Here is a 23191-nt window from a genome sequence, read left to right as displayed (position 1 = left end):
CTCCGTCACTCGCCGTCTCCCCCGTCACCCTAGTTCTGTCGATCCCCGCGGTAGTCGTCATCCGCGGGCCACCGATCCGGCGTGGGTTCGTATCCGTCCCTGCGATCGCCATCGATCACTCCGCCGTACGTGTGAACCGCCTCGGGGTCAAGCCCCGAGGCACTCGGCCTGCTCCGCCTGTAGACGGTGCTGTCGTACGCCTCGCAGACGCGCGCCTCGAGGTAGGCCTGTGCGGCCCGCCGGGAGAGGCCGCCCATCTCGATGACGTCGGCGAGCGCGGTTTTGGTCGCGCGAAACCAGTCTCTGAGTGCGCGGTCGTCATCGGGGTCGACCGCGACGATCGCGCCGCGGCCACCGTCGCGACCGTCGCACCACTCGAGCCAGCAGACCCGGTAGGCATCGACCGCGTAGTCAGCCGCCGGATCGACGAGATACAGCGCCTCGTAGGCGCAGGGATCGAGATGGTCCGTCAGGATTCGGTCGCGGGTGATCGAGTCCGCGACGAGCGAGGGCTCGACCGCACCGGCAGCAAGGGGAGCGGTGGCGCTGATCTCATCTGTTAGCGACAGGTCGTCGCCGCCCCAGTGACTGTATCGCACGTCGTAGAGGTGGTCCAGTCGCCGATAGGCGACCAGCGCCCTATGACCCATCGTTCACCCGGGCTGACAGTGACGGCAGCCGGTCCTCGCGACTCGTAGTGTGTGCTGTCTGGCGGATCACGTCGGGCTTGGCTGCCCGTCCGTACTTGAACCTGCGGATGTGTGCAGTCGACTGGCGGTTACGGCGTCGCGCTCGCCCGTCGCTCGGCGCGGTCCGCGACTGCCTTGTTCATTGCGACGAACGCCCGTTCGACCTTGGTCTCGTCGAACACCAGCGAGGCGAGTGCGCCGCGAACCGTCTCCCGCTGGAGCAACCGCGTCCGCTGCCCATCGTCGATCGGCTGGAGGTGAAACTCGTGGTAGCGATCGAGTGCAAACGGGAGGACGAACCGATCGAGCCAGGCGAGCCGTTTGTATGGTTCGACGGTGGCGAGCACCTGGCCGTCGAGGAGTCCACGAGAGTCAGCGAGGTCGTCCCGCCCTCGTTGAACCGTCCCATCGATCACGACCCCCTCGACCCGACGGGTGAGCGGGTTCCACTCGGGATAAGTGTCGAAGGCGAGCAGGGCATCCCAGACGACCGCGGGCGGCGCGTCGATTTCGACGAACACCTCGACCTCGTTCATAGAGCCCGTAGCACATACACAGGAAAGGCTGTACCGGTCGCTGCCACGGTGGCGCGACCGCTCGAGTGTGGTAAACTGACAGCTTAGGCGCTGTCGTTGAACCGTCGGTTGGTCGAGAGCGGCGCGTCGCCGGGCTCGCCCCGGACGAAGTGGCCAGCCGGGTTGATCTCGCCGTCGCGTTCCATCGAGAGCAGTTCGACGAACCACGCCTCGTGTTCGATCTCCTCTTGGAGGATGCGCGAGGCCATGTCGTAGGTCCGCGGGTCGACGTCGCGGGTCATGTCACAGACCTCCGACCACGTCCGGATCGCACAGCGTTCGGCCTCGAGCAGGACCTCGAGAATCCCTTCGGCATCGAGGCTGCCGGTGTTGAAGCCACCCTCGTCGTCCATCGGCGTCGGTACCTCGGCGTCCGGACAGGATGCACGGTCGGCGAAGTCCCGGATGTCGTTGGGGAGCGCCCCGCCGAGTTCGTACACTCGCGGTGCGACGAGTTCGAAGTGAGCCCGATCTTCGAGGCGGGCGTCTTCGGTGATCTCCTTGTAATCTTCGTGCCCCGCCAGATGCATCCGCAGGTTCGTATAGTAGTAGTAGGTGGTGAACTCGGCACCGATCGCATCGATCAGTTTCTCACGGAGGTCTTCCGGCTCGAGTCCACGTTCGCGGATGACTTCCATCCCGACGCGCTCACTTGTGTCGCCGTGACTAACGCTACCTGCGGAATGTGGTTTGTCATCAGACATCGCATCCATTGACACCATAACGCAGCACTTAGAGGTTCGCGTACAGTCTCGAGACCGTATTCGTTTTCTCGTTACAATCACAAATATCTGACAGCGAATCGAGCGCATCTAGTCAGTCAGACGACGGTCTGAGCAGACATTCATACGGTCTGTTGGCAGTCAGTGCCGATGGGAACGCGACCGTCCTGCGGGTACACCGGGAACCAGTGACAGGAAGCCGTCTCAGCCGTCAGTCCGTCCGAGACGGCTGTCGCGTGCACAGAGTCGTCAAGCGTCGTGACGAGCCGGTATCGAGACGGATGAGTTTCGTGTCGAGCGTCGAATCGGCCATCTCACGGGATCAGCGGGACCGTAATTTCCTTGCCTGACGGGCACACAGAGTCGTCTATGGACCGACCGGATCGTGGGATCTCGCGTCGCGCGTTCGTTCGCAGCGCCGTCGCCATCGGCGGTGCAAGCGCGCTTTCCGCCTGCCTCCAGCGCGAAGCGACCGAAGACGTGCCACAGGCGACTCTCGCACTCGACGAACTCCCTGATCGGCAACACGCCTGGAACGAGTTTCTCGCGACCGACGACCACGGCAACGTGGTGCCGCCCGAACACCACCTCCTACTGGGCCTCGAGTACGTCGGTGACGGCCCTGCCGACGCGGCCGACGAGCGCGAGCAACTCGAGGCCGCGTTCCGAACCATCGAGACGGCGTACAAACGCGGCAACGAGGGACTGGCGTTTACCATCGCCTATAGCCCAGCGTACTTCGACCGGTTCGACGCAACCCCCACCGGTGTCGAGCTGCCAGCGCCGACGGCGCTGACACCGTTCGAGGATCCCACGCTCGATGCGTACGATGCGTTGCTCCATCTGGCCAGCGACTACGGCCACGTCACGCTCAGTGTCGAAGAAGCCATGAAAGGTGACCTCGAGCAACTCAACGGCATCGACGTCGAGGGGACCTTCGACGGCGTCTTCGATATCGCCGACCGCCGGACGGGGTTTATCGGTCGCGGACTGCCAGCCGACAATCAATCCGATGTCTATGGGATTCCCGACGGCAATCCGGTTCCGGAGGACGCACCGATGTTCATGGGGTTCAAATCGGGCTTTCGGAAGACGCAGGCGAGCGAAGACCGCGTGACGATTCAGGACGGGCCGTTCGCCGGCGGCACGACGATCCATCTCTCGAGGCTCCAGTTGCACCTCCACCAGTGGTACGACCAGGACAGTCGTGACCAACGTGTCGCCAAGATGTTCTCGCCAGACCATGCCGCCGACGACCTCGTCGAGGGGGCCGGGCACAATCTTGGCGACTCGAACCGCGTCACTGAGGTCGCTGAGAGTGCGGCTGACGACGCTCGGAACGAGGGTACGGTCGGCCACGCCCAGAAGACCGCTCGCGCCCGCGAGGACGGCGAACCGATCATCCTTCGGCGGGACTTCGACTCGACCGACGACGACCGGGCAGCCACGCACTTTCTCTCCTTGCAGCGGTCGATCGCCGACTTCGTGAAGACCCGCGAGGCGATGACTGGGACCGATCTCACCGAAGGCTCGGTCGGCGCACGAACAAACAACGGCATTCTCCAGTATCTAAGCGTCCACAACCGGGCCAACTACCTCGTGCCACCGCGAGAGCTGCGGTCTCTGCCTGCGCCGAACCCGGCATAACGAGTGACCCCGCTGTGTAAGGTCGGAATCCAAACTAGAGCCGCCGATAATAGTTAAGACAGACACTATCGTATGCGTTGATATGTTCTCGGATGGGCTGGAGATTCCGGAGTACGTCGCCGATGTAGTCACAATCGTTCAACTGCTTCTGGGAGTGTTGCTCCCGATCGCGATGATCGGATGGGTAGACATAATTCTCGACAGCTACTTCGGCCCGGAAGACCTCCGCTTCTATCCTGAAGTGGCGTTAGCCTTGATCGGTGGGATCGTCGTGATCTATCTTCTCGGCACACTCTACGAGTAGTCACTCGCTACCATCGCTTTGTCACCAACCGACTCCTCGCTCGGCCACGCTGGATATTGATTCCACCCTCGAGTGTGGCTGCTCGAGCGATTTACGCCGAGTCAGGCACATGCGTCCGACTGGCGTTTGCCGCCACGTCGTCGAACAGCGCCGCGGCGTCATCGGCCAGCGGGTAGGCGTCGTGGTAGGGATCGATCTCGCGGTCGGTTCCCATGACGGACTGGATCGCGTCGGCAACGCGCTCGTAGTTCTCGTCGACGATGTCCTGAACGAGGACCGGCATGCCGGCTCGCTCGCAGAGTTCGGTCGCGGCGGCTCGGCCCGCCCAGACCGTCTCGGCTTCGCTATCGACGAAAAACAGCGCAAAGGGAACGTCGCCGAACTGGGCCTCGAGAAAGGCCTGTGCGGCCGGCTCGTCCCAGGAGACGACGCCGACACCCTCGAGCTGGCGCATCGCGGTCGAGGCGGCCGAACAGAACGGGCAATCACCGTCGTAGAGCAGGATACCGGTAAACTGCGACGACATAGTGGCCCGTACATCGTGCGGGGTGAAAACGTTCAGTGGACACACGCTTGGGCGGTGCGTGTGGCTGTGCCACTATCCGAGCTTCGACCGTCCTGGCGGCCTGTCGTTGTCGGCGCGGTGCTGGAGCAACTCGCCGTACTGTTCGACTTTGATGACGCAATCGGAGCGAGGGCGTGCGACACAGGTAAGGACAAAGCCCGCCGCCTCGTCTTCGGGATAGTACCGCTTGGCCCGACTGTGGTCGACCTCGCCGGAGATGAGTGTCGCCCCGCAGGTGATACACCAGCCCTGCTGGCAGTCCGCAGAAAGCCAGATGCCCGCCGACCGGGCCGCCTCGAGAATCGATTCGTCCTCACGGACCTCGATCGTTCGGGATTCGCCGGCAGCGTCCAGCTCGGCGTCTGCCGGCACACGAAGTTCGACGTCCCACGTCGTGGGGGCAGTCACGAATACAAGTACGACCGGCCAGAAAAAAGGCCTCTGGTCGGCAGCCTGCAAGCAATCGCCTTGTCGCAGTGACCGACTGAGTTTCGCGTCGCTCGATCGGAGACGAATCGGCCGGAACGCGCTGGGGCAGCCTCTTTCCGCCGCGTCGGTGTCAGTTCGCCATGGCGAACATCGCCATCACCGGCGCGGCGGGGAACGTTGGGCGGGCGATCGTCGATGCGTTCCCGGCCGACGAGCACGACTTGACCCTGTTCTCTCACAGCGAGACCGCAGCCCTCGAGACGACACTCCTCGAGATCACCGACCGCGAACAGTTCGTCGACGCGCTCGAGGGACAAGACGTGGTGATTCATCTCGCGGCCATCTCCTCGCCGCGGGCCACGTGGGACGAGCTTCGCGGGCCGAACATCGACGGGCTCTCCAACGCCTTCGAGGCTGCAATCGAAAACGACCTCGAGCGGGTGGTCTTTGCGAGTTCGAACCACGCGGTCAACATGGGAACCACCGTCTCGCCGAGCCGTCCGGAGTCGACGGTCGGCACGCCCGAGATCGTCCGGCCAGACGATCCGGTCGATCCGGACACCTACTACGGCGTCACGAAAGTCTTCGGCGAGGCGATGGGATCGTACTACGCGAACCGCCACGGACTCGAGGTCGTCAATCTCCGGATCGGCTGGCTACTCACCCGCGACGAACTCCGTCAGGAGTGTCGCGAGCGAGACGGAGCCGGCGAGCGCTACGCCCGCGCGATGTGGCTCAGCCCCGGCGACTGCCGACGGCTGCTCAACGCGGCCGCGACGGGGACACTCGAGACGTCACCGCTGATCGCGCACGGGATCTCCAATAACTCCAAACGCTTCCTTTCGCTCGCCGAGACGATGCAGGCGCTCGCATACCGACCCACCGACGACGCCGAAGCGGTTCTGCGCGACGCGCCGGACGGGCGAAACGGGCTCGAGACGAGCTAATGCTGGGCAGTCACGTCGACGTGTATTCGTTCCGAAACGGATCCACGGAATCGTAACACGGAATACCGACACGTTCGTAGGCACACACATGTCAGTCAAGGTGTCCGAGTCGACCGGCTATGGGCCGAACACACAGATGTCCCTGTTCGGCTACATCATGGCCGGCGTACTCGTAATCGTCCTTCTTCCACTTCTCCCCGTGCTGGCTGTCGTGTGGGTTCTCTGGAAGGTGTTCGTCTCGGACGAGGAACTCGAGCATAGTTTCGAGACGTGGCGGCGTGAAGCAGACCGTGCCAGCACCGATCTGCTCGAGGCCGATGACGATGCCGAGGGCGAGGAGGATGAAACCGACGAGGACGCGGCCGAAGACGCCTAAATCGAGTCGATCCAACGGCGGATCGTAACATCGTCGTCACATCGTTTTCGCTTCACACCCACCGCTACTAGTCGTCCGCACTGGCCGCTGTGCGCAGGCCAGACGGCGGCCCGCCGGGAAGCGCGTCACGGTCATGTGGGGCCGAAAACTCGAGGTCGGGACCGCGGGCGACGATCCGGTGGGGATTCACGTCGGGGTGGGTCGTGTAGTAGTGTTCTTTGATGTGGGCCATGTGCACCGTCTCGGCGACGCCGGGCGTCTGGTACAGATCGCGCAGGTACGGCCAGAGGTTGTCGTACTCTCGGATTGGCTGGACGTTACACATGAAGTGCGTGTGATAGACGTTGTCGAAGCGAACGAGGGTGGTGAACATCGCAATGTCGGCTTCGGTCAGCCGATCGCCCGCAAGATAGCGCTGATCTGCGAGCACCTCGTCCCAGTGATCGAGCGCCGCGAAGAGGTCGTCGATCGCCTCGTCGTAGGGGTCCTGTTTCGTGGCGAAGCCGGCCCGATAGACGCCGTTGTTGATCGGCTCGTATATTTCGTCGATGACCCGATCGACTTCGTCCCGATAACCCTCGGGATACAGGTCGACGTCTCGTTGCGCATACTCGTCGAACTCGGTATCGAACAGCCGCATGATCTCTTCGGACTCGTTGTTGACGATGGTATCTTCCTTCGTGTCCCAGAGGACTGGCACCGTCACACGGCAAGTCGCGTCCGGGTCTGCGCGGATGTAGAGTTCTCGGAGATACTCCGCGTCGTGAACGTGATCGCGGGTACAGCCGTCCTTCTCGGGCGTGAACTGCCAGCCGCCCTCGCCACGATACGGGTCGACGACCGAGACCGAAATCGCATCCTCGAGCCCCAACAGCGACCGCATCAAAAGCGTCCGGTGGGCCCAGGGACAGGCATACGAGACGTAGAGGTGGTACCGATCCGCCTCGGGCTGAAACCGGGCGTCGGGATCGGCTCGGATTTCGTCTCGAAACGGCGTCTCCTGGCGCTGGAACGCACCGTCCTCGGTGGTGACCTCGAAGGCGTCGGTGTGCCACTCACCGTCGACGAGCATATTCATAGACTCGTCTCGGGTCGCGAGCGGCAAGTACCCTCGCTAACACCCACGTCACCGGGTTCGCCGCTTGTTACTGCCGTCCGTCGATCGAGACCTCAGAGTGCCATGCTCACAACCCAGTACCCCGCTCCGAGTGCGACGAGGGCAACACCCTCGAGACGGGTTAGCCGACGCCCGGTCGCGAGCACGACCGTCGCGAACGCAGTCAGCACACAGAGCCACGCGATGCCGAGGAAAACGGCGGGATCGACCGCCGTCGGTCGGACGACAGCAACGATCCCCAGAACGCCGAGGGCGTTGAAGACGTTCGAGCCGACGACGTTGCCCGCTGCAATGCTGACGTCGCCGCGGCGGACGGCGACGACGGAGGTGACGAGTTCCGGCAGTGAGGTCCCAGTCGCGACGATCGTCGCGCCGACCGCCCACTCGGAGATGCCCACGGCCAGGGCCAATCCGACTGCCGCGTCGATCAACACGCGCCCGCCGCCGATCACCAAGAGCAGACCCACGAGTACGCGACCACCCTCGAGACCCGACCGGATTTCGCGTGGCGTCTCTTCATCAGCGTCGAGCGGCGGAACCGTCGCTCCGTCGTCGACTGCGTCGAGTTGACCGCTGTCCGCTTGGCTCGCCGTCCGAATCGCAACGCCGAGCGCACCGAGGTAGCCGCCGAGCAACGCGAGCAAGATGGCTCCCTCGAGTCTCGAGACGGCTCCGTTCAGGAGGGCGACGGCGGCGACCGCTGTCGCGGCAGCCATCGCGAGTGCGTCCCGACGGACCAGCGTCTCAGTGACCCGAAACGGCGAAAGGACGCCGATGAGACCGAGGATCACGCCGAGATTGAAGAGGTTCGAGCCGACGACGTTGCCGACCGAGACGTCGCCCCGGCCCGCGAACGCGGCCTCGACCGAAACGGCGATCTCCGGCGCGGAGGTGCCGAAGGCGACGACCGTGAGGCCGACGACGAGCGCGGAGACGCCGGCCGCACCGGCGAGTCTCGAGGCCCCAGTCACGAGCAGGCGTGCGCCGCCCCAGAGAGTGACGACGCCGACGACGAGCATCCCAACGTCGACGACGACACTCATCGGTCTTGGTTGCTCTTCTCAGGACACGGTGAAAAACGTCGGGCACGGTGAGTCGCCGACCGTCGCGATCGGCGCGAGGCACAAGCGTTTAAGCGGTCCCCGTGAGCACTCGAGGGTATGGCAGACGACGGGGAGCGACACCGCCAGAGTCGGCTGTTCACGGACGAGGACGGCGGGTTCGACGCCGACCGCGCACGCGAGGAATCACTGCCGGTCGAAGATGGCAAGGTGATCGACACCGACGAGTTGGCCGACCACCAGCGCTATATCGAGGGTCGGGGGATCTACGACGAGCGCAATCGCGTGAACGATCTGACCGGCAAGGAATGGAAGTACGCCACGAAGTCGGTGATCGCCGAAGGCTACCCACCCGACCTCCAACACGACCTGCGCAGCGAACACGGCGGGCAGAAACCCCCGCGGCTCTGTGCCGAGTTGATCGGCCGGTTCAGCAAGGCCGGCGACACTGTCCTCGACCCCTTCGCCGGCGTCGGCGGCACCTTGCTGGGTGCAAGTCTCTGTGAACACGAGGGCACCGGCCGCCGGAATGCGATCGGCTTCGAGCGCACCGATCGATGGATCGAGATCTATCACGAGGTCCTCGAGCGCGAAAACGACGAGCGGCGTGCGCGTGGCGACCCGCCACTCGCCACACAGGACATGCGCCACGGCGACTGTGCCGATCTGATCGACGACGTCGACGACGACGCGATCGATCTCCTGTTGACCGACGTGCCCTACTGGCACATGGACGAACTCGAGCAGACGCGCAACGAGCGCCGGACCCGCGAAAGCAAGCTGGGTTCGTTCGATCGGTCTGACGAGGGAGACGACGAGAACGGCGACGCTGCCTCCGAGGCGGACGTAACCTGGGAGACGAAAGCCGACTGGCTCGCGGACATGGCCGAGAAGTTCGACCGCTTTTCCGACGCCGTCGCCCCGGACGGCCATGTCGTTGTCTTCATCGGCGACATGTACCGCGAGCAGTCCTACGAGTTCCTCTCGGCGGAGCTCGCACAGGCGATCGAGTCGACCGCGCCGCTGTCGCTTGCGGCGAATCTGATCTGGTACGACCCGAGCAAAGACCTCCACGTCTACGGCTATCCGTTCTCGTTCGTCCCCTCGATGGTCCACCAGAACGTGCTCGTCTTCCGTCCCGAAAACGGCGCTCCGTCGTCCGTCTGACCCCCGTCTGACGCGGTTTTATTATCCCTCCGGGTGACGAAACCAATAGGCGCGCTGGCGGCCTCCCCACCACACTCCCCCCATCCCTCGCCTGCGCGCCTGCTCCCGTTTCTCTTACCCCCATAACCGTTTGGTTCGAGTGTCAGAGGCACGTCAGGGATACCGCGGCTCGAGTCGCGGAACCATCTCTCACAGCCAGCGTCGGACGGACTGCGATCAGTCAGTGCCGATACACGCTGCCCTACCCATCGGGTGTGCTGGGACCTCGGGATAACAGCCCGTCTCATACTACTGACAGAAGTCAATACGAAGCCGGTCGCGAATTTGCGACCGGCTTCACGTCGTTATGTCCGGCAGTATCAGGCACTGGCGGGTAACAGGGCGGCTCGAACCGCATCCGCGCGGTCGGTCTCGGTGATGATCGCGACCTCGTCGCCGGCTTCGAGTTCCGTTCCCGGAAGCGGAATCGTCAGCGGTTCGTGTGCGCGGCCATGGGCATAGATCCGCGCGGATTCGGGCAACTCGAGTTCGCTCATTCGCTTGCCAACCGCAGGCGACCCCTCCTTGATCTCGAGGACGGTCAGTTGGAGGTTTGCGGCGAGGTCGGCGACGACGTTGAAGTCGCCGCCAAGCAGGGCGGTTTTGGCACCTGCAGCACCGAGTCGTTCGGGGTAGATGATCTCGTCGACCTCTGCGGCGTACTTCTCGTAGATGTCCTCGCGGTAGTCCGCGTCGATCCGCAAGACGGTCCGACAGCCGTGGTGGGTGCCGACCATACAGGCCGCGAAGTTGACGTTGAGATCGGGCGTAAAAGCCCCGATCGCGTCGGCCGTCTCGATGCCTGCCTCGACGAGGACGTCTTCGTCAGACCCATCGCCGTGTACCGTCTCGAACTCGTCGTCGGACACACGCTTGAGCCGATCGATATCGGTATCGACGACGACGACATCGTGGCCCTCCTCGGCGAGGATCGTTGCCGTCCGTGAGCCGACTCGACCGTACCCAACGATGACAAACCTCATGCTACCACAGTACGCGTTCCGGGGTGAAATACGTTCGTCCGCCGGTCGACAGGAGCCGTCCACCCACATCGACAGCTCGAGAGACGGATCGGCACGCTGTCAGCCAATATGTATGAATGTACGTTCATGATAGACGGAGCTGGACAAAAACGCTTAACTAACCGGTGTTGCTACGCTCGAGCATCCAAAATGGGGGCTATCGACTTACTGGCATCGTATTTCGGGTTCGAGGAACACGATACTGACTTCACGACCGAGCTGGTCGCGGGGATTACGACGTTTCTGGCGATGTCGTATATCATCGTGGTCAACCCGACGGTGTTGCTGCCGGCGATTATGGGCTTTAACGAACAGGGCGATATCAACCAGCAGACGACGATCAATGGGGCCGTCTACGAGTCAAACGAGGTGTTCCAGATGCTCGCGATCGCGACGATCATCGCCTCGGTCGTCGCGATCCTCGTCATGGCGCTGTACGCCAACCGACCGTTCGGGCTGGCTCCCGGCATGGGGCTCAACGCCTTCTTTACGTTCACCGTCGTCATCGGGATGGGGATTCCGTGGCAGACGGCCCTCGCTGCGGTGTTTGTCGAGGGAATTATCTTCATCGCCATCACGGCCGTCGGGGCCCGTAAATACGTCATCAATCTCTTCCCCGAACCGGTGAAGTTCTCGGTCGGTGCAGGGATCGGTGTCTTCCTGCTGTTTATCGGGCTTCAGGAGATGCAGATCGTCGCGGCGGACCCCGCGACGATGGTCACGCTCGGCAATATCGCACAGACGCCGGCTGCAATCCTTGGTCTCGCCGGGCTCTTCTTGACGTTCATCCTCTGGGCACGCGGCATGAAAGGCGCGATCATCGCCGGGATTCTCACGACGGCCGTCGTCGGGTGGGCGCTGTTGCTCACCGGCGTTGCGAGCGCATCGGCGCTCGCACCCGATGCGTTGCTCAACGAGCAGACCGGCGAGGTCACCTTCGAAGCGGTGACGTCACCACACTACGACATCACGCCGCTGGTCGGCGCGTTCGTCGAGGGACTGCGCGACATCGATCCACTGACGTTCGTGCTCGTCGTGTTCACGTTCTTCTTCGTCGACTTCTTCGATACCGCCGGGACGCTCATCGGCGTCGCCCAGTTCGGTGACTTCCTCGACGAGGACGGTGAACTCCCCGAGGCCGAGAAGCCGCTGATGGCCGACGCGGTCGGGACGACCGTTGGGGCGATGGTCGGCACGTCGACGGTGACGACCTTCGTCGAATCCTCGACTGGCGTCGAGGAAGGCGGCCGTACCGGGTTCACTGCGCTCGTCGTCGCAATCTTGTTTGCGCTGTCGCTGGTTGCAGTGCCAGTCGTCGCCGCGATCCCCGCCTACGCCTCGTTCATCGCGCTCGTCGCCGTCGGGGTCATCATGCTCCAGGGCGTCCTCGATATCGACTGGCAAGATCCCGCATGGTCGGTCTCGGCCGGCCTCACGATCACGATCATGCCGCTGACCTACTCGATCGCGACCGGCCTGGCTGCCGGGATCATCGCCTATCCCCTGATCAAAACGGCTGTGGGCGAACGCAGAGACGTCCGCCTCGGACAGTGGGCAATCGCCGTCGCGCTGGTCGGCTACTTCTACGTTGCCACCAGCGGGATGCTCGGCTAAGCTCACGGCGACCACTAAATCGACCCGTTCAGCACGCGTTCGTGTGCAGTCGTTGCTGGCCGATACCGGGTCATCGCAATCACTGTGCTCTTGGGGCTCGAGGCCCCTACCTTCGGTCACGATGGCAGATATCACGCTGTATGACCTCCCTGGCTGTCCGTTCTGTGCGATGGTCCGGACGAAACTCGACGACCTCGACCTCGACTACGACGTAATCGAGGTCCCCCGCTTGCGCAGCGACCGGACTGAAGTCAAGCAAGTCAGCGGCCAGACGGGTGTGCCAGTCATCACCGACGAGGCAACCGGCGTCGAAGGCATGCCAGAGAGCAGTGAGATCGTCGAGTATCTCGAGGAAACGTACGGCGACGAGTCGGCCTGAGACCGGCGGCTATCGGTTACTGCGACAGCGCTACCGATTCGTGCTGAGACACGAACCGCCGTGCCGACCAGCAGAATACGTCTCGAGTGGTGTTCGGAAGACGTGACTGCTCAGACTGCTTCTTCGTACTCTGAGCGCTCCCGGATGACGTCTCGAAGTTCGTCGGCGTTTCGGAGGGCAGCGAGTTCCTCGCGTTCGACCAGTGCCGTGCCGTCGACGGACTCCTGTTTCGCGCGGTCGACGACATAGACCGACCGCGTGCGGGTGATCTCGCCGATCGAACTCATGATGCGGGCCCGTTTCTCCGCGGCCTTCGTAAACTCCGAGTGACCCGTTAAGACGATGTCGCTGTCGTCTTCGTCCTCACTGACGGCGGTAAACGGCGAGCGGACCGTCGGATGCACGCTGTAGCCGGCCCGCGTGAAGACGGCGACCACCTGTTCGTCGTCCGGATCGGCCTCCGGATCGTCCGGCGTCGCGTCGCTTTCGTGGACCTCGTCGGCACCCTCGAGGACGTCCACCGGGCTCGTCAGGGGTGCGTCGAACAACTCCTCGAGTGCCATCGCAACCTCGACGGAGGCGTTCATCCCGTCTTCGTACTTCGAGACGGTCCGGCGTGAGACGCCGAGTTCGCTGGCCAGTTGGCCGAGACTCCAGTCTTTGTCCTGACGTTCGTCGGCCAGCAGGTCGCCGTCGATGTTGACATAGAGGCCACCGGGGGCAGCGTAAATCAACGGTGGGACGTTCTCGATAAACAGGTTATACGCCGTATCGGGACTGAACACGGGGACGCCGTGGCGGAAGTAAACGACGTCCGGTTTCAGGTCCTCATCGCGGCTGCGAAGCCCGATGACCAGCGGCGTTGCCTCGAGGTAGGTTCCAAGCCGACGCATCTCGTGGCCGGTCGCCTCGTTGAACGCGTCGATGTTCGCGAGGATCTTGACGAGGATCAGATCGTCACCACGTCGGGCAGCAATATCGAAACTCTTCGGTCGAATCGCACACCGATCGCTCACCGCGAATCCCGCGTCCTCTAACATCGCGGTCACGTTGCCGACCAGTGCGGAGCGGGACATACGGGGTTGTAAGCGATTCCTGCTATAAGACGTTTTCCCCGTGATGTCTGCGTCCCGTGTCGCGATTCGCGACTGTACTAGGAGTATATTTATATACCGGTTTCTGCCGCCAGCGATGCTGGGGCCAATCCCGAAAGGCGTTACTCAGCGGACGTGCAAACATCGGCGATGACCGTCGTCGGGATCGACGATACAGACTCACGCGAGTTGGGAATGTGTACGACGTACGTCGCCGCAGAGATCGCCGACCGGCTCCGTCAGGATGGCGGACAGACGATCTCGCGGCTCCTGCTCATCCGGCTCAACCCCGCCGTCGAGTACAAAACCCGGGGCAACGCCGCGCTGGCGATCCATACCGATTGTGATCCCGATCACGCGTACGCGCTCGCGCGAGAGCGACTCGAGTCGCTGGCCGAAACCACGGACGAGCGGACGAACCCCGGACTGGTCGTTGCGGCGCACGATCCAGACGACGACACAGCCCCCGACGATGTTACGCGGTTTGCACGCGCAGCGATCCGCGACCACCTCGAGATCGCCGACGCCGAGGCCTTGATCGACCGCTACGGGTACCGATCGTGGCACGCCGGCGACGGCCGCGGCCGGATCGGCGCGCTGGCTGCGATCGGGGCGTGGGACGCGCTCACAGAGTGGACCTACGAGTACATCTCCTACCGGGAATCCGACCGGTGGGGAACGCCCCGTGAGGTGGACCACGAGAGCGTCTTCGCCGCCGCCGACTGGGGCTATCCCGACGTGTGGGATACGGTCGACCGTGGCGAAGACGAGACCGTCTGCGTGCCCCACACGCCCGGCCCGATCTTGCATGGCATTCGTGGCGACGATGCAGACGCAGTGCGTGCGGTCGCAAACCGGATCGAGAGCGAACCCGTCGACGCGACCCAACTGTTCGTCACGAATCAGGGGACGGATGTTCACTTGCAGGACGGCTCGCTGTCGACAGTCGAGGACGGCCACGCCTACCGCCTCGAGGGACGTGTCACGAGCGACCCCGACACGCGACGCGGCGGGCATGTCTTCGTCGACCTCGTTTCACCGGGGGCCGGCGACAGTGCGACCGACCGACTCACGTGTGCCGCTTTCGAGCCGACGAAACGCTTTCGCGATCGCGTCCGCGCACTGCGTGTCGGCGACCGACTCACTGCCTGTGGCGAGGTTTCCGACGGCACGCTCAAACTCGAGAAGTTTGCCATCCGCGAGCTCGTGCGGACCGAACGGGTAACCCCGACCTGTCCAGACTGCGGCCGGACGATGAAAAGCGCCGGCCGGAATCAGGGGTATCGCTGTCGAGACTGTGGGACAACGGCGGCTGAGAAAGCAACACGGGACCTCGAGCGCGATCTCGAGGTCGGGTGGTACGAGGTGCCGCCGTGTGCGCGCCGCCACGTCGCGAAGCCGCTCGTCCGGGGCGGATTCGACGCGCCGACACATCCCGAGCGGTAGCCGACAGTCCATCGTTCGAAGGGGAACTGGTGATACGATCCCCTGTCCTGAGTGACCGGGAATCTGCAGGAGCGGTCGCGGGCCCACCGGAACCCACTGACAGGAGGCCGTATGGCAGTGGTTCGTATGACGTGGCTTGCACCCGGCGATACGAGCCCGTCACCGGGCGATCGTGACCGAAACGGGAGCGCGACGGGTGACCGCCTCCGCGACGCTTCCCAGCAGGACTCTCGACATCCCGGACCGACCGGTACTGCCCATCACGACGTGATCGATGTCGTGCTCGTCGATATACCGGAGGACCGTGCGAGCGGTATGGCCCTCGATGAGCGCCGTTTCGATCCGCCGACCATGTGTATCGGCGGTCGTCGCCGCGTCCTCGAGAAACGCTTGGCCCTTCTCCTTGGCGTATTCGTAGGGCGTCATCCCCGGATCCGACGGGACCCGAGTAACCTGAATGACGTGCAAGACGTGGATCTCGGCGCCGGGAAACAGGTCGAACGCTTCCTCGAGTGCGTCGGTCGATTGCGAGGAGCCATCGATCGGAACCAGGACGCGAGTCATAGTCCACGTAGACGCCGGGCGAGCAAGGATCTACCGCGACTGGCAATAGCCGTGATAGGTCAGTAGCGATCGTGGTATCGGTCCAGGACGCCCTCGAAAAGCGCCAGCAACGGATACCCGACCTGACTGACAACGAGTGTTGACGTCCCGCTCGAGCGAGGGGACAGAACACAGTTGTCGCCCCCTGGTGGAGCCAGCTGTCGCACTGCTCGAAGACAAGATTGCCATCGTGACCGGCGGCGCAGTCGCCGACTGGTTCATACGGACTCCTGTCAGTGGGTTCCGGTGGGACCACAACCCGCACTGCGGGCCTACCGGGACAGCGGGACAGCAGACCGTATCAGTTGGTGACAGCGCGACGGTCGTCATCGCCGACATCGACGCGGAGGGGAACACCATGTCGACCTGTCCAGCCGTTGGAAAGACGGACGGCGCTCAGCCGCGTTTCTTGTCGAGTTTCGACCGCAGTTGTCGCGCGATGACCTCGTCGTCGAGCAGTGAATCGGGACCGGTAAAGTGAACGACCGGGCCGTTCTCGACGCGAAGCCACTCGTCGCTGCCGGTGCCAGCGAGCGTCACGGTCCGGCGCGATGCGGGGAGTCCGTTGGCGCGTCGTCGCCCGGTCTGTTCGCGAACGCTCGCGACCTCGAGTGCGGTCTCGTCGACCGGCGAGACGACGAGATCGTACTGTGACAGTGACGGGTCCAGCGTTCGCATCGCGTCGCGATAGCGGCAAGCGGCGTCACAGGCCTGCTGGGCATCGCTGTGGCTGTCGAATCGCGCGTCCGTAACCGGTTCAGGTCGAATCCCCGATTCGCGACAGGAGACGACGAAGTCGCCCTCGGCGCTTTGAAGCGCGGCGACAGTGTCTCGTGCCGCCCTGATCGTTTCGACCGGCATCGCGTACTCGTCCGTTCCGGGGGTCGTCTCGGGGGTCACTGGTGAGACACCATCATAGGCGAACAGTCGACGTGCATCGGTCTTTCGACGACGCCGTTCCAGTCCCCGAATCGGTTCCGATACGCCGGGTTCGCATTCCCTGTCTGCTTTCCCGCCATATTTTTAGGTGGGCCTAAATCAATATAGGCATTCTGGTTTCGACCCGCCACGGCCACTCACAACGGTGTGGCCCACGCTGGGCAGTCCAACGGTCCAGCCGGCAGCGTCGCGAACAGGCACTCGCCTTGCGCATCTGTAGAACAGAACCGCCGTCAAGTCGGTGGGCAGTAATTGACCTCCTCCACGCCCTGAAGGACGTGGAATCCGACCATCGGATTTCCGCCGAATGTGGCGTTCAAGGTTCCAACCCGCACTCAAGGGGAACCGGCAGCATACCGGAGGAACTCTCGTTTCCTCCCCTGTATAGGGCTGTGGCCCGGTCAAACAGGCCCCATCGAATACCATGTCATCGTCGTGCGAACCACCGCTGATCCGTTTCCCCTTGTGGTTCGGGGTCGGCATCTCACGGTATTCGTAGCACTCCATGCTACGGTAAACCACATGAAAACGGTTATGATGGAAATCCGGCCTGGCCACCGATTGCGAGTAGCATGCTGAGCCTACCGCTGGACCTCCGCCTGAAGACGGAGGTATGCGCTCAAATTCATATCACTCAGGAACGGTTCTGGCAGTCAGCGCACGCTGACGCCGTGGCGGGTGAGGAACTCGGTGGCCCGTTTGATCTCGACCGGACTGCCAACGATCCGGCAGTGGTCCTCGCCCTCAGCGAAAACGGAGACCGTACAGACGTCATCGAGCTGCGTCTCGAGCCCCACGAGTGTCTCTCGGGGGAGGACGATCTGTGTACTGTCGCGCAGCTGCGACGCGTCTGGCATATGTGGTCGGTTGCTGGCCCGTCGTTTATGTGTGTCGAAACTCCATTAGTATTGGTAATTCTTTCGACGTATCGGATCGAGGCCATCGATCCGTCTCAGCGTGCGGGTCTCGAAAGGGTTTTTCGGCACGACCGGTTGTGTACGGACAAATGGGGCTCGAGGATGAAATCGAGGCAATCGAGGAAGAAATCGCCAACACGCCCTACAACAAGTCGACGGAGGCCCACATCGGCCGGCTGAAGTCCAAACTCGCGGAGAAAAAGGAGAAACTCGAGAAACAGCAGTCGGGTTCGGGCGGCGGTGGCGGCTATTCCGTCGAGAAACACGGCGACGCGACCGTCGCGCTGGTTGGCTTCCCGAGCGTCGGCAAGTCGTCGATGCTGAACTCGCTGACCAACGCCGAGAGCGAAACCGGCTCCTACGAGTTCACGACGCTGGATGTCAACCCGGGGATGTTGAACCACCGCGGCGCGAACATCCAGTTGCTCGACGTACCGGGGCTGATCGAGGGCGCGGCGACAGGGAAAGGCGACGGGCAGCAGGTGCTGGCGGTCGTCCGCAACGCCGACCTGATCGTGTTCGTCCTCTCGGTGTTCGAGATCGACCAGTACGACCGCCTGCAGAAGGAACTCTACGACATCAACATCCGCGTCGACCAGGAACCCCCGCGAGTCACCGTCCGCCCGAAGATCAAAGACGGTATCAAGATCACCTCGAGCACCGATCAGGACCTCGACGAGAAGACGATTCAGGACGTGCTCCGTGACCAGGGCTACGTCAACGCCGACCTCAACCTGCAGGAAAACGTCACCATCGACCGGCTGGTCGACGGGCTGATGGACAACCGCGAGTATATCCCCTCGATCACCTGCGTCAACAAGGTCGACCTGATCCAGCCGGACTACAAAGAGACCGTCGACGAACAGTTACGCGAGCGCGATCTCGACCCCGAAGAAGTCACGTTCATCAGCGCCGAGAAAGAGAAGGGTCTCGAGGCGCTCAAAGACCGTATCTGGGAGAACCTCGGCCTCATCCGGGTCTACATGGACAAACCCGGTCGCGGCGTCGACTGGGAGGAACCGCTCGTGATCGAAGAAGGAGCCACCGTCGGTGAGGCCATCGAGAAACTCGGCGGCGAGATGGAAGAGCGGTTCCGCTTTGCCCGCGTCAGCGGCCCCAGCGCGACCCACGACGAACAGCAGGTCGGGATGGATCACGTCCTCGAGGACGAAGACGTGCTGAAGCTGATTTTGCGCCGGTAGCCGACATCGATTCGTCGTCGGTTCCAACGTCGTCTGTTTCGCTGTTCGAGCCAGCGATACTACTCTGTTACAGATCAGCTCTCCTTCATTTTATTCCTGAAATAAGTCTAAATTGGTGATAGAACGTCGTATTCGAACACCCAATCATGTATGATTGTTGGTGGGATTCTGTCCGAACCGCAACGGTGATGACCCATCGACCGCTCGATTAGGTAGCTATGGCAGAGTTCGGCGCGCTCTCGCTCGTTCCCCCGCTGCTTGCGATCGGTCTCGCGATCGTGACCCGGCGGCCGATGCTGTCGCTCTTTCTCGGCATCTGGTCGGGAGCAGTCATCTACACTGGGGGCCTCGGCATTGGACAGACCTTCGATTGGATCGTCGCCGCGATCATCGTCGACGACGGCTTTCACGTCCAGATCCTCATCTTTACGCTGTTACTGGGATCGGGCGTTGCACTCATCTGGCGACTCGGCGGCGCGCTCGCCGTCCGCGAGTGGGCGACAGCCCGACTCCAGAGTCAGCGGACCGTCGGAGTGACAACGTGGATTCTCGGGATCGCTATGTTCTTCGACGACTACGCCAACACGGCGATCGTCGGGAGTACGATGCGTGAGATCTCCGACGAGTTGCGGATCTCCCGCGAGAAACTCGCCTACATCGTCGACTCGACGGCCGCCCCCGTCGCGACGCTCGGCATCTCGAGTTGGGTCGCGTTCCAGCTTTCGTTAATCAGCGGCGCATACGAGGACATGGGCGTCGCGGAGGAAGCACCGACTGCGTTCGAGACGTTCGTCCGATCGATTCCCTACAACACCTATGCGCTGCTGGCGATCGTCATGGTCGGAATCGTCGTCTACACCGGCCGGGACTATGGCGAGATGCTCAACGCCGAGCATCGAGCGTGGACGACCGGGAACGTCAACCGCGAGGACGCACAGCCGCTGCAGAAGGTCGAGGAGGAACTGGGCGCCCCGATCGATCAGCGGCCGATGCTCCGGATCTTCTTCGCGCCCGTCGCCGTCCTGATCGTGGTGACGCTTGCGAGTGCGTTCTGGACGGGCTATCAGTCGTGGCTCTCGAGCCAGGCCGAAGCGGGAGCGCCGACGGCGATCGGCGCGGCCGCAAACGAGACGGGACTGACGCAGGTGCTGATCGACATCGTCGGTGCGGGCGACTTCGCGACGGCGCTGACCTGGGGATCGTTCGCCATGGTCGTCTCGGCGATCGTCCTCGGGCTCGTCTACGGGTTGTTCGATATCGGTGAGGCCGTCGACACCGTCCTCGACGGCTTCGGGATCATGCTGACGGCAGTGACGATTCTCGTCCTCGCCTGGACGATCAGCAGCGTCGCGGACACGCTCGGCACGGGCGACTACGTCGCCGGGCTCGCGCAGGGCTATCTGTCGGCAGAGCTGCTCCCCGTCCTTATCCTGTTCGTCGCCGCCTTCGTCGCGTTCACGATGGGATCGTCGTGGGCAACAATGGGGCTTGTCACGCCCATCGCCGTGCCGGTCGCAACCGAGTTCGGGACGGGATTCGAACTCGTCCCGGTCGCTGTCGGTGCCCTCTTCTCCGGGGCGATCTTCGGCGATCACGCCTCGCCGATCTCGGACACGACGGTGCTCTCAGCGACGTTTAGTGGAGCCGACCTGATCGATCACGTGCGGACCCAAATACCCTATGCTGCGACTGTCTTCCTCGTCGTCGTGGGCTGTTACTTGCTCAACGGCTATCTGGGCGTGCCCGCGCTCGTCTTCCTGCCACTTGGCGTCGTCGCCCTCGTCGGGCTCGTTGTCGGCCTCTCGAAGTTCGACGCCGCTCGAAAGGACCTCGAGCCAGTTGCCACGCAGACGACAGCAGACGTCGATCACCGTGGTCGTGAGACGACCACGGAATCGCCCGACGGGGCCGAGTAGACGACCGCAGCCGCCAATTTTTTGGAGTACGCAGGCTTCTACTGGGGTATGGACGGAACGCTCGACCACACGATGATTCGCGTCGCGGACCTCGAGGAATCGCTCGACTGGTACCAAACGCACCTCGAGTACGAGGAGAAAGACCGTTACGAGGGCGACGGGTTCACCATCGTCTATCTCGGGCCCGAAGAGATGCACGAGGAGGGGGCGATGCTCGAGCTCACCCACAACGAAGGCGAGGAACCCGAAGTGGGCGACGCCTGGGGCCATATCGCGGTCCGCGTTCCCGAAGGCGAACTGGAGGACTACTACCAGCAGCTCATGGACGAAGGCGTCGACGACTACCGCGACCCCGAGTCCTGTGGCGGTCGGTACGCGTTCGTCAAAGACCCGGACGGCCACGAGATCGAACTCGTCCAGCGCGACCCCGACGAGGGGGCACGCTGGTCGCTCGATCACACGATGATCCGCGTCGAAGACGCTGACGAGGCGCTTGGCTTCTGGACCCGGAAGTTCGGCTACGACGAGGTCGGCCGCTGGGAGGCCGATACGTTCGCAAACTACTTCGTCGAACCCACGGACGCGGCTCCCGAAGCGATGTCCGTCGAACTCACCTACAACTACGACGGTCGCAGCTACGAATTCGGCGACGCCTGGGGCCACCTCTGTGTCCGCGTCGACGACCTCGCGGAGGACTGGGACCAGCTCATGACGCGCGAGGCCGACGACTACCGCGACCCCGAGAGCAACGACAACATGTACGCCTTCACGAAGGACCCGGACGGCCACGAGATCGAACTCATAGAGCGCGACCTCGAGGCAGACTCGCTGTTCCCCTTCTAATACTGCCGGACAGCAGTCAATACGAAGCCGGTCGTGAATTCGCGGCCGTCTCCACCGGTGACGGCCGCAGCAGCGCGACCGATCTGCACGTCGTTCTATCCGGCAGTATAACTGCCTCGAGCACTAGAGATCGGGAATCGGTACGACGACGACCGGCCGATCCGCAGCCGCGAGAACCTCTCGTGCAGTCGCCCCAACATCGCGCGTCGTGTCGGGATCGCCACTGTGTGCGCCGATGACGATTTCGTCGACGTCGTAGTCTGCTGTGGCTTCACAGAGCACGTCGGGAGGCGTTCCCGATCGCCGGTCGGTCTCGACGTCGCCGACGGCCGCAAGCCGAACGGTGGCGACGTTCAGCGCTTCGTCAGCATCGCGGCGTGCCGTCGGATCGTCCGCTGGCGCGACAGCGACCACCGAGACGGTATCGTCGGCCGTCACGCGTTCCGCGAGGTAATCACAGATCGCCGCCGTCGTGTGAACGGAGTCAGTTCCCACGAGATAGTGCATAGCGTCCCTCGAACGGCGATCTCGAAGAACCCTGTGGTGCGTGTGAGCAGGGTACCCTCGAGTACACCGCGTTTTCCAACCCTGAAAACGCACTCGTATCACTAATACGATGGCACCGGATGAAGCGATTGGGGGACGAGAAAGCCCTTCACTGAACGCCTTGATGGTCCCCCGAACCTCCCCGCATCCGACCATCCCAGGGTCGCGACGCCTTCCGCACGGTCCCGCGTACCCCCCTCACGCGGGCCGTGTCGCGTCGATCGACCCTCGATGTGCCGTTGGGGATCAATAGCCTCCCCTTGCTTCGGCCCACCACAGCTGCCAGCGGCGTGCGGATCGTTTTCAAATCGTCCAGACTGTAGATCAACAGTAGTTGAAAATGCGGAGGTTCTATTCAGGAGTACTTCCCAAATTTTGGTCGGCTTTAGATATTTTCCAGCTGATGTGGAGAACCGCTACAAAAATTAGGTTTCTTCATTTGCAATGTTAACTGCTCTGTTGAATAGATGCTGAGTCACGGTTACAGAGGCTCACACAGCGATTCTATATTGATGAGGGCGAACATCAGGACAATTTCACGGAACTGCCGATACCAGCCCAGCGCTCGCACGGCGTGAGTGATCGGGGTTTGGTTTGAATACTCGTTTCGGAAGCGTTCGCTCGAGTCGCCGGATTCGAAGAGCGTACCGGTGTAGCCACGATTTAGAAGTGACGCAGACCACTCTCGCCGAGCGAGCGCTTCGTTGTTGAGTACGAGGTTTCGGCCATCCAGCGCTGAGAGTATCCTTTTGCCCGGATGAGCGCGTTGTTCATGACTGCATTCGGTGATGAGCCGCGGTAGTGAACAAGGTACTCAACGTCAAGTGCGGAGATTTCGTACTCAGTGTGCCAGTCTTGGAACGCGTTGTCGGCAACCACGGACTGCAGGTCGTCCGCGTTTCGGCGGACGACCTGCGGTCCGGTCTTCGTATCGTGCTTCCACCGTGCTGTGATATGGACATCGAGAACAGCGAGCGACTCTATATCAGTTAATGTCGTCACTTTCAGCGTCTGCACGGTATTTCCTGACCG

At 62.8% G+C, this 23191-nt stretch carries 24 protein-coding genes and 1 pseudogene; 11 read left to right on the top strand and 14 right to left on the bottom strand.

All coding sequences use genetic code 11. The features are described 5' to 3' along the window. Nucleotides 1-29: 29 nt before the first annotated feature. The 3 genes from BSG09_RS06455 to dps all read right to left on the bottom strand — a co-directional run bounded on the left by BSG09_RS06455 (nt 30) and on the right by dps (nt 1968). On the bottom strand, nt 30-650 hold the full coding sequence (locus BSG09_RS06455) for a DUF6735 family protein (RefSeq protein WP_092931345.1): 621 nt from the start codon (nt 648-650) through the stop codon (nt 30-32). A gap of 128 nt (nt 651-778) precedes the next feature. Beyond that, complete coding sequence (locus BSG09_RS06450; RefSeq protein ID WP_092931343.1) at nt 779-1225, bottom strand: SRPBCC domain-containing protein; 447 nt, start codon at nt 1223-1225, stop codon at nt 779-781. An 83-nt stretch (nt 1226-1308) separates the two neighbouring features. Beyond that, complete coding sequence (dps, locus tag BSG09_RS06445) at nt 1309-1968, bottom strand: DNA protection during starvation protein (RefSeq protein ID WP_092931731.1); 660 nt, start codon at nt 1966-1968, stop codon at nt 1309-1311. Nucleotides 1969-2355: 387 nt separating this feature from the next. Between dps and BSG09_RS06440 the strand changes: the two genes are divergently transcribed. Both BSG09_RS06440 and BSG09_RS06435 read left to right on the top strand, forming a co-directional pair. Then, nucleotides 2356-3633: a DUF7405 family protein gene (locus tag BSG09_RS06440; RefSeq protein ID WP_092931341.1), complete on the top strand. Its 1278-nt coding sequence runs from the start codon at nt 2356-2358 to the stop codon at nt 3631-3633. An 82-nt stretch (nt 3634-3715) separates the two neighbouring features. Continuing rightward, nucleotides 3716-3937: a hypothetical protein gene (locus BSG09_RS06435; protein WP_092931339.1), complete on the top strand. Its 222-nt coding sequence runs from the start codon at nt 3716-3718 to the stop codon at nt 3935-3937. A gap of 91 nt (nt 3938-4028) precedes the next feature. On the opposite strand, the gene BSG09_RS06430 is transcribed toward BSG09_RS06435, so the two are convergent. Beyond that, the gene (locus tag BSG09_RS06430; RefSeq protein WP_092931337.1) at nt 4029-4463 is read right to left on the bottom strand and encodes a thiol-disulfide oxidoreductase DCC family protein; all 435 of its coding nucleotides are present in this window, start codon (nt 4461-4463) and stop codon (nt 4029-4031) included. A gap of 72 nt (nt 4464-4535) precedes the next feature. After that, nucleotides 4536-4910 (bottom strand): 2Fe-2S iron-sulfur cluster-binding protein, encoded by a 375-nt coding sequence (locus BSG09_RS06425; protein WP_092931335.1) that lies wholly within the window; start codon nt 4908-4910, stop codon nt 4536-4538. 161 nt (nt 4911-5071) lie between these two features. Between BSG09_RS06425 and BSG09_RS06420 the strand changes: the two genes are divergently transcribed. Next, complete coding sequence (locus BSG09_RS06420) at nt 5072-5878, top strand: NAD-dependent epimerase/dehydratase family protein (RefSeq protein ID WP_092931333.1); 807 nt, start codon at nt 5072-5074, stop codon at nt 5876-5878. Nucleotides 5879-5966: 88 nt separating this feature from the next. Then, a complete protein-coding gene (locus tag BSG09_RS06415; protein WP_092931331.1) occupies nt 5967-6254 on the top strand; it encodes a DUF7535 family protein in 288 nt (95 codons plus the stop codon). A 67-nt stretch (nt 6255-6321) separates the two neighbouring features. On the opposite strand, the gene BSG09_RS06410 is transcribed toward BSG09_RS06415, so the two are convergent. Both BSG09_RS06410 and BSG09_RS06405 read right to left on the bottom strand, forming a co-directional pair. Then, nucleotides 6322-7332 carry a glutathione S-transferase family protein gene (locus BSG09_RS06410; RefSeq protein ID WP_092931329.1) on the bottom strand — a complete coding sequence of 337 codons (1011 nt, stop codon included), beginning with the start codon at nt 7330-7332 and terminating at the stop codon, nt 6322-6324. Nucleotides 7333-7424: 92 nt separating this feature from the next. Next, nucleotides 7425-8414, bottom strand: coding sequence for a calcium/sodium antiporter (locus BSG09_RS06405; RefSeq protein WP_092931327.1), 990 nt, complete (start codon nt 8412-8414; stop codon nt 7425-7427). A gap of 117 nt (nt 8415-8531) precedes the next feature. Here BSG09_RS06405 and BSG09_RS06400 point away from each other — a divergent pair, with 117 nt between their 5' ends. Then, nucleotides 8532-9599: a DNA methyltransferase gene (locus tag BSG09_RS06400; RefSeq protein ID WP_092931326.1), complete on the top strand. Its 1068-nt coding sequence runs from the start codon at nt 8532-8534 to the stop codon at nt 9597-9599. A gap of 359 nt (nt 9600-9958) precedes the next feature. Here BSG09_RS06400 and BSG09_RS06395 read toward each other — a convergent pair whose 3' ends face one another. Next, nucleotides 9959-10621 carry a potassium channel family protein gene (locus BSG09_RS06395; RefSeq protein WP_092931324.1) on the bottom strand — a complete coding sequence of 221 codons (663 nt, stop codon included), beginning with the start codon at nt 10619-10621 and terminating at the stop codon, nt 9959-9961. A 189-nt stretch (nt 10622-10810) separates the two neighbouring features. On the opposite strand from BSG09_RS06395, the gene BSG09_RS06390 reads away from it, so the two are divergent. Both BSG09_RS06390 and BSG09_RS06385 read left to right on the top strand, forming a co-directional pair. Further along, the gene (locus BSG09_RS06390; protein ID WP_092931322.1) at nt 10811-12274 is read left to right on the top strand and encodes an NCS2 family permease; all 1464 of its coding nucleotides are present in this window, start codon (nt 10811-10813) and stop codon (nt 12272-12274) included. 121 nt (nt 12275-12395) lie between these two features. After that, nucleotides 12396-12653 carry a glutathione S-transferase N-terminal domain-containing protein gene (locus BSG09_RS06385; protein WP_092931320.1) on the top strand — a complete coding sequence of 86 codons (258 nt, stop codon included), beginning with the start codon at nt 12396-12398 and terminating at the stop codon, nt 12651-12653. Nucleotides 12654-12763: 110 nt separating this feature from the next. Here the strand turns inward: BSG09_RS06385 and BSG09_RS06380 are convergent, their stop codons facing one another. Continuing rightward, a complete protein-coding gene (locus BSG09_RS06380) occupies nt 12764-13729 on the bottom strand; it encodes a transcriptional regulator (RefSeq protein WP_092931318.1) in 966 nt (321 codons plus the stop codon). A gap of 168 nt (nt 13730-13897) precedes the next feature. On the opposite strand from BSG09_RS06380, the gene BSG09_RS06375 reads away from it, so the two are divergent. Continuing rightward, entirely contained in the window at nt 13898-15193 is a 1296-nt protein-coding gene (locus BSG09_RS06375; RefSeq protein WP_092931316.1) for a tRNA(Ile)(2)-agmatinylcytidine synthase, read from the top strand. Between the two features lie 159 nt (nt 15194-15352). On the opposite strand, the gene BSG09_RS06370 is transcribed toward BSG09_RS06375, so the two are convergent. The 3 genes from BSG09_RS06370 to BSG09_RS06360 form a co-directional block, all read right to left on the bottom strand. Next, entirely contained in the window at nt 15353-15757 is a 405-nt protein-coding gene (locus tag BSG09_RS06370; protein WP_092931314.1) for a universal stress protein, read from the bottom strand. Nucleotides 15758-16192: 435 nt separating this feature from the next. Next, nucleotides 16193-16696, bottom strand: a complete 504-nt coding sequence (locus BSG09_RS06365) for a DUF7552 domain-containing protein (protein WP_092931312.1) — start codon at nt 16694-16696, stop codon at nt 16193-16195. 692 nt (nt 16697-17388) lie between these two features. Further along, nucleotides 17389-17592, bottom strand: a complete 204-nt coding sequence (locus tag BSG09_RS06360) for a VNG_1110C family protein (RefSeq protein WP_092931310.1) — start codon at nt 17590-17592, stop codon at nt 17389-17391. A 149-nt stretch (nt 17593-17741) separates the two neighbouring features. Between BSG09_RS06360 and BSG09_RS06355 the strand changes: the two genes are divergently transcribed. The 3 genes from BSG09_RS06355 (at nt 17742) to BSG09_RS06345 (ending at nt 21613) form a co-directional block, all read left to right on the top strand. Further along, complete coding sequence (locus BSG09_RS06355) at nt 17742-18854, top strand: OBG GTPase family GTP-binding protein (protein WP_092931308.1); 1113 nt, start codon at nt 17742-17744, stop codon at nt 18852-18854. Nucleotides 18855-19072: 218 nt separating this feature from the next. Then, complete coding sequence (locus tag BSG09_RS06350; RefSeq protein ID WP_092931306.1) at nt 19073-20770, top strand: Na+/H+ antiporter NhaC family protein; 1698 nt, start codon at nt 19073-19075, stop codon at nt 20768-20770. Nucleotides 20771-20818: 48 nt separating this feature from the next. Further along, a complete protein-coding gene (locus BSG09_RS06345; RefSeq protein ID WP_092931304.1) occupies nt 20819-21613 on the top strand; it encodes a VOC family protein in 795 nt (264 codons plus the stop codon). 123 nt (nt 21614-21736) lie between these two features. Here BSG09_RS06345 and BSG09_RS06335 read toward each other — a convergent pair whose 3' ends face one another. Continuing rightward, the gene (locus tag BSG09_RS06335; RefSeq protein ID WP_092931302.1) at nt 21737-22120 is read right to left on the bottom strand and encodes a universal stress protein; all 384 of its coding nucleotides are present in this window, start codon (nt 22118-22120) and stop codon (nt 21737-21739) included. A gap of 520 nt (nt 22121-22640) precedes the next feature. After that, nucleotides 22641-23191, bottom strand: a pseudogene (locus BSG09_RS21710) (transposase); the annotation flags it as partial.

It is taken from the genome of Natrinema hispanicum (genome assembly GCF_900111485.1).
In the GTDB taxonomy this organism is placed as follows: Archaea; Halobacteriota; Halobacteria; order Halobacteriales; family Natrialbaceae; genus Natrinema; species Natrinema hispanicum_A.
The sequence above is the reverse complement of the archived record's forward strand: the minus strand, read 5'-3'. Positions and strand labels throughout refer to the sequence as shown.